Raw genomic sequence first — 9,788 nt, forward strand, 5'->3', positions numbered from 1 at the left:
GCGGGATTGCCCGTATTGACCTCCGGGTCGACGGCCCGTGATGTGAGCCACACGGAACTCCCCAACATCATTTCCACGGAATGGCTGATTCCCTTTTCCCGGAAAGGGAATCGGCTATTGCACCGCGACCCCTTCAAGGTCATTTGACCGGCTGAAAGCGAGATGTCGATCTATCGGTGGAATTCGGGTCTTGTTCCCGCGCGGCGCGCTCGCCTACGGTCACCTCGTTCCTGGTGGTCCGCTCGCCGAATACGGCCGCCGCCCGGGATCTCCCGTCCCCCCACGTGAGGAATTCCGCCATGCCTGCAAAGGGTAAGCACCGTCGGCCGAAGCACTACCGGATCACCCGCAAGCTGGCTCTCGCCGGCACCGGTGGCGCGGCCCTCACTCTCCCGCTGATCAGCGCGACCACCGCCGGGGCCGTGGAGACGACCGCGGCTCCCACGACGTATTCCGTGGTCGCGGGCGACAGCCTTTCGCAGATCGCGGCGCAGCATTCCCTCAGCGGCGGCTGGCAGCAGCTCTACGCGTCCAACCGGAGCGTCGTCGGTGACAACCCGTCGGTCATCCGCCCCGGCACCAAACTGACCATCGGCACCCAGGCGAAGACCGCCGCGGCGGCCAAGCCCGCCGCCAAGCCCGCCAGTGCCTACCCGAACAATCTCGACGGGTGGATCCGCGAGTCCCTCGCCGTCATGGCCAAGCACGGAATTCCCGGCTCCTACAACGGAATTCACCGCAATGTGATGCGCGAGTCCTCCGGCAACCCGCTGGCGATCAACAACTGGGACATCAACGCCCAGAACGGCATCCCGTCCAAGGGGCTGCTCCAGGTCATCGACCCGACCTTCCGCGCCTACCACGTGCCCGGTACCTCGCAGAACTCCTACGACCCGGTCGCCAACATCACCGCCGCCTGCAACTACGCGGCCGCGCGCTACGGCTCGATCGACAACGTCAACGGGGCCTACTAGGAAGACCTCCCGGACCCTGCCGGCCGGGTTCGGGCGGGGCGACGTCGGGCGGCGCGGACGAGGATCCGCAGGGGCGCCGCCAGGCCGTACCCGATGTCCCGGCGCAGGGCGGTGACCCCCGCCCGCTCCACGGCGGTCAGCTGGTGCGCCATCAGCTCCGTCATGGTCGCGATCACGGGACGCAGCCCGGGTTCGGCGAGGTCGAGGATGCCGTGGGCGGCGCCCAGGGCCGTACGGGCACGCCGGCACTCGGCGGCGAGGAGGGCGCGTACGGCCGGGGTGTCGCGGGCCTGTTCCAGATCGGCCCGGGTCACGGAGTGCTCGGCGAGACGGGCGCGCGGGATGCAGAGCCGCCCGTCCGCGAGGTCCCCGCAGAGGTCGGCGAGGAAGTCCACGCGCTGGGCGGCGTCGACGAACCGCCGCCAGCCCGCGGCCTGTTCGGGGTCGGGGCCACCGCGGTACTGGAGCCCGGTGAAGACCATTACCCCGGGCCAGGCGTAGTCGTCGAGGTAGGTCTGGAAGTCCTCCTCCGCGGCGAAGCCGTCGAAGCCGGCCTCGGCGGTGGCGGCCCCCTCCAGGAAGCGGGAGATCCACTGCGGGGGCAGGCCGCGGGAGTCCACCGCGTGCGCGTAGGCCCGCAGCAGGGGGTCGGGGCTGTCCCCCGTCTTCAGGGCCGCCTCCACCCGCTCGGACAACGCGGCGAGACCGGTGGCCCGTTGCTGCGGGGTACCGGTCTCGGCGACGTCGTCGACCAGGTTCATGAAGGCGAGACCCGCGGCGAGGCAGGGCACCAGCGGCGGCGCGGCGAGCAGACGCAGCGCCAGGTACGGGGCGGGCTCGCGGCGGAGCACCCGGCGGGCGGCGTGCGTGTAGTCGTCGCGCAGCCGGGGGCCGGCGATCCCGGCCGCCGTGAGGGTGGTGCGCCAGCTGGGCATGGTGGTCGTACTCCTTGACCGGTCGGACCGTACGCGCGTACGCACGGACGTGCGCACGGGTACACGATGTCAGGAGGAGACGACCTTCTTGACCTTGCCGTCGATGCCGGCGAGCACATAGCCGCCGCGGCCGTACTCGTCGCTGAGGTAGGGACGCATACAGGGCACCTGGTCCATCATCCAGGGCTCGACGATCACGTAGGTCGAGGTCGGCTTCTCGACGCCCAGCTCCTTCTTGGACTGCTCCAGCAGGCCGGGCAGCGCGTCCCAGTTGACGGTCGCCATGTCGATCAGCGGCTCGCCCTCCTCGACCGTGCCGTCCGGTCCCGTGCGCTTGGCGGTGCCGTCGCGGTACTGCCAGGCGTCGACGGTCTCGGCGCCGGCGGCGGTGGGGATCGAGGCGAGCACGTAGCCGTCGTAGACCTTGAGGTCCACGAAGGTCGTGGTGCCGGTCTTCTCCTTGAGCGCGTCCAGGGCGGTACGGATGTTCTGCGGGGTGAGCATGCTCCCCCGGGTCGTGCCGGCCTTGGACGTACTCGCCTTCGGGCCGGGGGTGGCGGCGGCGGGGGAACCGGCCGGGGTGGCGAGGGAGGGCCGGGTGGCGCGGGCGTCGGCCGCGTCGTCGCCGCCGGAGTTCCCGTCGGGGATCACTGGAGGATCCCGACGACGGCGGCCGCGAGCACCGCCGTCACCGCGGCGCCGATCAGGGCCGGACGCCTGCGCAGGGCGGCGCGCGTCAGCGGGACGGGCGTCGTGGTGGCCCCGTAGGGGGAGGCGCCCGGGCCGAACGGCGGCGGGGTGGGCGGCGATCCGTAGGGGCCGCCATAGGGGCCGAACGCACCCGGGGCGACCGGCGCGGGGGCGACCCGCGGCGCGGCCACCGGGGCGGCGACCGGCCCGGCGCCCGCCCCGTAGCCGGATCCGAGAGCAGCGCTCGCTTCCCGGAGCAGTTGTTCCAGCTGCGCCCCGTCCGGCCGCGCCGCCGGGTCCCGTACGAGCAGCCGCTCCAGTACGGGGGCCAGCGGGCCGGAGCGCACGGGCGCCGGGATCGGCTCGTCGAGCACCGCGACGACCGTGGCCAGGCTGGTGGCACGGCGCAGCGGGTGGACCCCCTCCGCGGCCACGTAGAGCAGCATGCCCAGCGACCACAGGTCGGAGGCGGCCAGCCCCTCCTCCCCGCGGACGCGTTCGGGCGCGATGTACTCCGGCGAGCCGATCAGCACTCCGGTCGAGGTGAGCCCGGTCGATCCGTGCAGGGCCGCGATGCCGAAGTCGGTGAGCACCGCCGACCCGCTGGGGCGCAGCAGTACGTTGGCCGGCTTCACATCGCGGTGGAGCACCCCTTCGTCGTGGGCGGCGCGCAGCGCGGAGAGCACGTCGAGGCCGAGCCGCAGCACGTCGGCGGGCGGCATCGGGCCGGACGCCAACCGGTCGTGCAGGGAGCCGCCCTGGACCAGCTCCATGACGATCCACGGGTGTCCGTCCGCGCCGTCGGCCGGTTCGACGATGTGGTGGATCGTCACCACGTGGGGGTGGGCGAGGCGGGCGAGGGCGCGGGCTTCGCGGACGGCCCGTTCGCGCAGCTGGTCGGTGAGACCGGGCTGGGCGGCGGCGGTCGCCGGGTCCGGCGGGCGCACCTCCTTGAGTGCGACCTCGCGGTGCAGGGCGATGTCGCGGGCGCGCCACACCGTACCCATGCCCCCGCTGCCCAGGGGTGCGACCAGCTCGAAACGGCCGTCGATCAGCTGTCTGCCGGCCTCACTCGTATCCATGGCCGCTCATCGTAGGGGGCGGAGGAATCAGCAGCGTCGGCGGTCCACCGTGAGGGTGCCCTGAGTGGTGGCCACCGTGCGGTCGTAACAGCCGCCGGGTGCTGCCGACCCGTACAACCGGTGGCGGGCGGAGGTGGTGGCGACGGCGTGCCGCTGGTCGCGCGGGACGTTCGCGGTGTAGGTGGCGTCCCCTGTGTACCGGTCGTCGAGCCGGGAGCTGTCGACGGTCCGCCCGCCGCGCAGGGTGACGGTGTCCGCCTGGTCGCCGAGCGAGAGGACGGTGCGCAGCCGGTCTCCGGCGCCGAGGGTGGTCTCGCCGTCCATCGTGTAGGTGCGGGCGGTCCGGGTGGTGGCCGGCCCGTGCGTCACGCTCTCCTCGTCGGTCCAGGTGGCGGTGAGCGCGTCCTGGTTCTCGCCGTCGGTCCAGCGGTGGACGGAGGTGCCGTGCACCGCGCGGGTGACGGTGGTGGCGACCCGGCCGTGGGAGGTGTTCAGGTGTCCGGCGACGGTCAGCCGGTGGCCGCCCTCGGTGTCCAGCCGGTGCTGTCCGCCGGGCGCGGCGGGGGTCCAGCGGGAGTGGCCCGTCGGATCGCTCTCCTCGTGCCGGGTCAGTGCACCGGTGACGACCTGGCGGGCCTCGTCCTGCCAGATCAGCAGATTGGTGGGGGTGCTCCAGCCGCTCTGTCCGGCCGGCACCCCGGCGACGGACACCTCGATCCGGTGCGGCCGGCCGTCGTTGAGGAGGGCGGCGTAGGGGGTGAGGTCGTAGCGGATCGGCTGGACGTCGAAGGCGCGCGGGCCGGGGGTGACGTACCAGAGGAAGGGGTTGGACCAGCCTCCGGTCCAGACGGTGGGGAAGGGCGCGGCGATGCCGGCGACCTGGCCGTCGACAAGGACGCGGACCTCGCGGTGCGGGCCGTCGGCGGCCTTGCAGGAGTACGGGGCCGCGTCCGGGGTGGTCATGTACCAGTACTCCTCGCAGCCGCCGCCCGAGCCGGTGGCGTACACCTCGGCGAGGAGGCGCTCGGTGTTGCGCGGGGTGGTGACCGACGGGGAGGTGAGGGGCAGGACCCGGTCGGGGGTGTCGGGGGCCGGGGTGCGGCCGTCGGCGGCGTAGAAGGTCAGGGTCACCTTGACGTCGATGACGCCGGTGTAGGTGTCGTCGACGACGTTGCCGATGAGCATCTCCACGGGCTGCGGGCGGGCCAGGGTGTCGCGGTAGCGGGTGACGTCCTTCTCGACGGACCAGGTGATGCCGTCGGGCGAGGGCTGCGGGGTGGAGGTGCGCAGGACCTCCACCCCGCCGAGGGAGAGGTGGCCGAGGCGGTCGTACTGGCGGCCCTTGACCTTGCCGTCGAGGCGCAGGACCACCTTGGCCCAGCGTCCCGTGCCGCAGCCGGCGGGCGGCGTGTAGTCGCCCCGGTACGGGGTGAAGTCGCGGAACTGCGCCTCGGCGAGGGTGACCTGGCAGGACCGGGTCGCGGGCCGGGTGACGGGCGGGGCCGCGGTGAGGGGGTCGTGCCAGTCGGTGCCGAACTCGGCGGGCGGCGGGTCTGCGGCCTGGTTCCCGGCGTACGCGGGTCCCGCGGCGGCGAGGGTGGCGGCGGTCAGCGCGATCGCGCCGAGCAGGCCGGTGATCCGGTGTCGTCGTCTCATGGGCCCGCAGTGAAACCCGGCCCGCCGCGGCCGTGCCAGGGCCGGCGCTGCGGCCCTGGCCGGTTCTGATCCGCTCCCGTCCGCTCCCGTCCGCTCCGCTCCGCTCCCGTCCGCTCCGGTCCGGTCCGGTCCGGTCCGCTCCGGTCCCTTCCGGGTGTCAGCGGGGCAGGACGACCACTCCGTCGTCGTCCGCGTGGACGGTGTCCCCGGCGCGGAAGGTGATGTCGCCGATGGTGACGGGCTCGTCGACCGCGCCCTCGCCGGTCTTGCCGCTCTTGCGGGGGACCGCGCCCAGGGCCTTGATGCCGAGGTCGAGCCCGCCGAGGGCGACGCTGTCGCGGACCGATCCGTTGATGATCAGGCCGGCCCAGCCGTTGGCCTCGGCCGCGCCCGCGATGAGGTCGCCGACGAGGGCGGTACGCGGCGAGCCGCCGCCGTCCACGACGAGCACCGCGCCCTCGCCCGGCGTGTGCAGGAGAGTGCGCAGCAGCGCGTTGTCCTCGTGGCAGCGGACGGTCCGTACGGGGCCCGCGAAGAGCCGGCGGCCGCCGAACTGGCGGAACGCGGTACCGCAGATGGCGAGGGACTCGCCGTACTCGTCGTACAGGTCGGCTGTGGGGACGGGGGTGACACTCATCTGGCTACCGGTTCCTCGCTGCTCGTACTCGTAGATCGCGGTGGTGCGGCCAGCGTACGGTCCACAGCCGCGGGTCCGGTGGGACCGCGCAGCCGCTGATCCGCAGCCCCGCGCCGAGGACGAGCACACCCGCGCACACCGCGAGCAACAGCGCCGCCGGCTGCGGGACGAGGCCGAGCAGGAACGGCAGGGCGGTGAAGAACGCCGCCGCCAGGACGAGCAGACCCCGGGTGTGCGCGCGGTGGACGATGCGGGCGGGGCGAGGGAGGGGAACGGCGGTGAGCCCGGGGGCGGTCGGCCGCTCGGGGGCCGGGCCCGCGCGCAGGCGGCGGTCCCAGTCCTCCTCGAAGGTGCGGCCCCAGACGACGTGTCCGCCGTCCGTGACGGGTGCGGCGGGCAGCGGGAAGCGACGGTCGGTGGGCGCGGCCAGCGCCTGCTTCCACCGGGTGGGCCGGCACAGCGAGGCCTCGTGGCCGACCAGCCGGGCGGCGGCGTGGGCGAGGTGCTCGTCGCCGGTCGCGATCCTGAAGTTGGAGCCGGACATCGGCTGGAACCCGACGGGCGGCCGGGCGCTGCCGGGTGGATGCGGGCTCAGTTCGAGGCGGCGCGAGGCGTCGACCCGGATCCGGCCCGTGCCGAGGCCTGCGGGAAGCCGGGGGCCGGGGCCGGGGGTCGAGCCGGGGCCGCGGCCGGGGGTCGGGGGTTGTGGTCAGTCCCGGGAGTTGCCGAACAGGATGCGGTAGCCGATCAGCAGGACCAGCGAGCCCGCGATGGCGGAGCCCCAGGTGGCGAGGTCGAAGAACTCGGTCTGGATCGGCTTGTCCAGGACCTTCGCCGAGAGCCAGCCGCCGATGAAGGCTCCGGCGACGCCGATGAGGGTGGTGCCGATCAGGCCACCGGGATCCCGGCCGGGCAGCAGGACCTTGGCGATGCCTCCGGCCAGCAGTCCCAGGATGATCCAGCTGACGATCCCCATGTCCAGTCACTCCGCTTCGGTCGTCCGGTCGTTCAGTCGTTCGGGTGTTCTCCTGACAGGACGCGTCCGGGGCCGCATCGGTTCTCCGTGACTCAGACCGCCACGCGGCCCGCCGGCACGGGGATCTCGGCCGCCACAGCGGCGCCGGCACCCGGACCCGCCGGGGCGGACGGCGCCCGGGTGAGCAGGACCACCCCGCGCGCCGCCAGGACGGCTCCGGCCACCGCCAGCAGCAGTCCCGTCGCTCCCCCCTGCAGTCGTTCGCCGAGCAGGACCATGCCGATGGCGGCGGCCGCCAGCGGGTTGGCCAGGTTCACCACGGCGAGCGGGGCGCCGAGTCCGCCGCGGTAGGCCCGCTGCGAGAGGAGCATCCCGCCGACCGCGAACACCATGACGAGCACGGCCACCGCGACGACCCGGGCGCTGAGCAGGGCTCCGCCGCGACCGGCCGCCACGGCCACCGTCTGGGTCAGGGCGGAGGCCGCCGCGGAGGCCAGCCCGGACGCGGTCGCGTGGCGCAGGCCCGAGCGCGGGTCCTTGACCGCGGTCAGCATCAGGATCACGGCGACCGTCGCCCCGGAGACGGCCAGCGCCTCGATCAGCGTGAGGGTGTCGTCGGGGGCCGGTCCGGAGGCCGGGAGCAGCAGCAGGCCGAGCCCGGCGACGGTGGCCAGGGTCCCCCGCCATTCGGTGGCCACCACCCGGCGGCCGGACCTGCGCGCCCCCAGCGGGACCGCGGCCACCAGGGTGAGCGCGCCGAGCGGCTGCACCAGGGTGAGCGGCCCGTACCGCAGGGCCGCCGCGTGCAGCAGCGCCGCGGCGGCGTTCAGCCCGGCCGACCACCACCAGGCGCCGGAGGCCATCAGGGCCTTGGCGCTGCGCGCGACGGCGGCCCGGGCGAGCCGTTCCTGGGCGACGGCGGCGGCCGCGTAGGCCACCGCCGACGCGAGGCAGAGCCCGACGGCGAGGGCGGTGTCGTTCACTGCCCGGCCCCTACCGGTGCGTCCGCGCTCCGCGGGCGCGGCAGGTCCCGTACGGGGGTGTCCGGCTCGCTCTCCGAGGCCGTCTGCGGGTCCGGGCCGGCGCCGTCGTCCGGGGTGCCGCCCGCGCGGGGCCGCGGGATGAGCAGCAGGGCCGCCCCGAGGAGGACGGCGGCCACGACGGCGTCGAGCCAGTAGTGGTTGGCCGTGCCGACTATCACGAGGAGGGTCAGCAGCGGGTGCAGCAGCCACAGTGCGCGCCAGCGCGAGGAGGTGGCGGCGATCATGCCGAGCGCGAGCATCAGCGCCCAGCCGAAGTGCAGTGAGGGCATGGCGGCGAACTGGTTGGCCAGGGTGTCCTCGGCCGGTGCGGCCCGGTAGACGCTGGGCCCGTAGACCTGGGCCGTGTCGATCAGCTGCGCGGCGCCGAGCAGGCGCGGGGGCGCGAGCGGGAAGGCCAGGTGCAGGACGAGGGCGGCTCCGGTGAGCCCCGCGAGTACGCGGCGCGTCCACAGGTAGTGGGCGGGGCGGCGGACGTAGAGCCAGATCAGGAAGAGCGCGGTCGCGGGGAAGTGGACACCCGCGTAGTAGGTGTTCGCGGTGGTGACGAGGGCGTCACCGTGGAGCAGCAGCCGCTGCACGGCGCCTTCGCCGGGCACGTGCAGGGCGCGCTCGGCGTCCCATATGCGCGCCGCGTTGCGGAAGGCCTCGTCGGTGCGGTCGGTCGAGAGCAGCCGGCCCGCCTTGTAGACGGTGAAGAATCCCGCGACGAGCAGGAGCTCGCGTATGAGGCGGCGGCGCGCGGCTCTCGGTCCGGCTGCCGGCTCGGCAGGTGTGGTGTGGGAGCTCATCCCCCGGTCTCTCTTCCTGTTTACGCGCACTGCGACACGCCAGTGTATCGATACATTGGCGTATCGATACGCTGGTGTACCGATACGGTCGCGTTCCCGTACACTTCCGTAGTGGAACCCGAGTGGAACCTGCCGCCCAGGCGACCCCCAGGAGAGCCGCATCCATGACGTCGACACCGGCCCCCGCGCGCCGCTCCAAGATCACACCGGAGCGTGAGCAGGAGTTCTACGACGCCGTCCTGGAGCAGCTGCGCGAGCACGGCTACGAGGCCCTGACGATGGAGGGCATCGCCGCCCGGGCCAGCTGTGGCAAGTCCACGCTCTACCGGCAGTGGAAGACCAAGCCCCAGCTGGTCGCCGCCGCCCTGCGCGCGGGGCGGCACGGCTCGCTCGTCGCCGTGGACACCGGATCGCTGGCGGGCGACCTGCGCGAGGCCGCCCGGATCGCGGCCGGCACCTCGGGCAGGGACACCCGGCTGACCCAGGCCCTCGGGCACGCCGTGCTCAGCGACGAGGAGCTCCAGGCCGCCCTGCGCGAGGCCCTGGTCGAGCCGGAGCTGGCCGCGTTCGCGGCGATGGTCGGACGGGCCGTGGACCGCGGTGAGATCGCCGCGGACCACCCGGCCGTGGAGTTCCTGCCGGCCCAGCTGATGGGTGTGCTCCGCATCCGGCCGGTGCTGGAGGGACGGTACGCGGACGCCGACTACCTGGTGCGGTTCGTCGACGCCGTCATGCTCCCGTCCCTGGGCCTCGCACCGTCCCACCCCACCCGGCCCCCGGCCGGGCGGGCCCCCTGAACCGGCGGGCCGCCGTCCTGATGACCTGACGGCGACCTGCCCGCGCTGCCTCGTGGGGACGGCGGCAGCGCGCCACCCGGACCGGGGGGGGGGGCCCCCCCCCCCGGGGGGGCCCCCCCCGCCGGGGTGGGGGCCCCCCACACCCCGGCGCCCCGCCGCCCGGGGGCGCGCCCCAGGGACCGGGGGATTACTCCCGGGGGGGCTAGGCCC

Annotated in this window: 11 protein-coding genes; 2 read left to right on the forward strand and 9 right to left on the reverse strand. The window is 74.2% G+C overall.

Annotation, left to right across the window (positions count from 1 at the left end):
• The first annotated feature begins 299 nt into the window (after positions 1-299).
• Positions 300-974 (forward strand): transglycosylase SLT domain-containing protein, encoded by a 675-nt coding sequence (locus ACGFZK_RS01940; protein WP_393846857.1) that lies wholly within the window; start codon positions 300-302, stop codon positions 972-974.
• Here the strand turns inward: ACGFZK_RS01940 and ACGFZK_RS01945 are convergent.
• The 9 genes from ACGFZK_RS01945 to ACGFZK_RS01985 all read right to left on the reverse strand — a co-directional run bounded on the left by ACGFZK_RS01945 (position 971) and on the right by ACGFZK_RS01985 (position 8,781).
• A complete protein-coding gene (locus ACGFZK_RS01945; RefSeq protein WP_393846858.1) occupies positions 971-1,909 on the reverse strand; it encodes a squalene/phytoene synthase family protein in 939 nt (312 codons plus the stop codon). The genes ACGFZK_RS01940 and ACGFZK_RS01945 overlap by 4 nt on opposite strands.
• Before the next feature lie 69 nt (positions 1,910-1,978).
• The gene (locus ACGFZK_RS01950) at positions 1,979-2,560 is read right to left on the reverse strand and encodes a hypothetical protein (RefSeq protein WP_393846859.1); all 582 of its coding nucleotides are present in this window, start codon (positions 2,558-2,560) and stop codon (positions 1,979-1,981) included.
• On the reverse strand, positions 2,557-3,681 hold the full coding sequence (locus tag ACGFZK_RS01955; RefSeq protein WP_393846860.1) for a serine/threonine-protein kinase: 1,125 nt from the start codon (positions 3,679-3,681) through the stop codon (positions 2,557-2,559). Before ACGFZK_RS01955 ends, ACGFZK_RS01950 begins: the two co-directional genes overlap by 4 nt.
• 27 nt (positions 3,682-3,708) lie before the next feature.
• Entirely contained in the window at positions 3,709-5,337 is a 1,629-nt protein-coding gene (locus tag ACGFZK_RS01960) for a peptide-N4-asparagine amidase (protein ID WP_393846861.1), read from the reverse strand.
• 157 nt (positions 5,338-5,494) lie between these two features.
• A complete protein-coding gene (rraA, locus tag ACGFZK_RS01965) occupies positions 5,495-5,974 on the reverse strand; it encodes a ribonuclease E activity regulator RraA (protein WP_393846862.1) in 480 nt (159 codons plus the stop codon).
• A gap of 4 nt (positions 5,975-5,978) precedes the next feature.
• On the reverse strand, positions 5,979-6,518 hold the full coding sequence (locus ACGFZK_RS01970) for a hypothetical protein (protein ID WP_393846863.1): 540 nt from the start codon (positions 6,516-6,518) through the stop codon (positions 5,979-5,981).
• 165 nt (positions 6,519-6,683) lie between these two features.
• Entirely contained in the window at positions 6,684-6,950 is a 267-nt protein-coding gene (locus ACGFZK_RS01975) for a GlsB/YeaQ/YmgE family stress response membrane protein (protein ID WP_030390536.1), read from the reverse strand.
• Between the two features lie 92 nt (positions 6,951-7,042).
• On the reverse strand, positions 7,043-7,933 hold the full coding sequence (locus ACGFZK_RS01980) for a hypothetical protein (protein WP_393846864.1): 891 nt from the start codon (positions 7,931-7,933) through the stop codon (positions 7,043-7,045).
• Positions 7,930-8,781, reverse strand: a complete 852-nt coding sequence (locus ACGFZK_RS01985; RefSeq protein ID WP_393846865.1) for a phosphatase PAP2 family protein — start codon at positions 8,779-8,781, stop codon at positions 7,930-7,932. The genes ACGFZK_RS01980 and ACGFZK_RS01985 overlap by 4 nt, the downstream gene beginning before the upstream one ends.
• 164 nt (positions 8,782-8,945) lie before the next feature.
• Between ACGFZK_RS01985 and ACGFZK_RS01990 the strand changes: the two genes are divergently transcribed.
• On the forward strand, positions 8,946-9,578 hold the full coding sequence (locus tag ACGFZK_RS01990; protein WP_393846866.1) for a TetR/AcrR family transcriptional regulator: 633 nt from the start codon (positions 8,946-8,948) through the stop codon (positions 9,576-9,578).
• Positions 9,579-9,788 lie beyond the last annotated feature (210 nt).

It is taken from the genome of Streptomyces sp. NPDC048257, from assembly GCF_043201855.1.
GTDB lineage: Bacteria > Actinomycetota > Actinomycetes > Streptomycetales > Streptomycetaceae > Streptomyces.

What these genes read in the sequence shown, in the direction of transcription:
- ACGFZK_RS01940 (WP_393846857.1), top strand. Translation starts at nt 300, where the DNA reads ATGCCTGCAAAGGGTAAGCACCGTCGGCCGAAGCACTACCGGATCACC.
- ACGFZK_RS01945 (WP_393846858.1), bottom strand. Translation starts at nt 1,909, where the DNA reads ATGCCCAGCTGGCGCACCACCCTCACGGCGGCCGGGATCGCCGGCCCC.
- ACGFZK_RS01955 (WP_393846860.1), bottom strand. Translation starts at nt 3,681, where the DNA reads ATGGATACGAGTGAGGCCGGCAGACAGCTGATCGACGGCCGTTTCGAG.
- ACGFZK_RS01960 (WP_393846861.1), bottom strand. Translation starts at nt 5,337, where the DNA reads ATGAGACGACGACACCGGATCACCGGCCTGCTCGGCGCGATCGCGCTG.
- rraA (WP_393846862.1), bottom strand. Translation starts at nt 5,974, where the DNA reads ATGAGTGTCACCCCCGTCCCCACAGCCGACCTGTACGACGAGTACGGC.
- ACGFZK_RS01970 (WP_393846863.1), bottom strand. Translation starts at nt 6,518, where the DNA reads ATGTCCGGCTCCAACTTCAGGATCGCGACCGGCGACGAGCACCTCGCC.
- ACGFZK_RS01975 (WP_030390536.1), bottom strand. Translation starts at nt 6,950, where the DNA reads ATGGGGATCGTCAGCTGGATCATCCTGGGACTGCTGGCCGGAGGCATC.
- ACGFZK_RS01985 (WP_393846865.1), bottom strand. Translation starts at nt 8,781, where the DNA reads ATGAGCTCCCACACCACACCTGCCGAGCCGGCAGCCGGACCGAGAGCC.
- ACGFZK_RS01990 (WP_393846866.1), top strand. Translation starts at nt 8,946, where the DNA reads ATGACGTCGACACCGGCCCCCGCGCGCCGCTCCAAGATCACACCGGAG.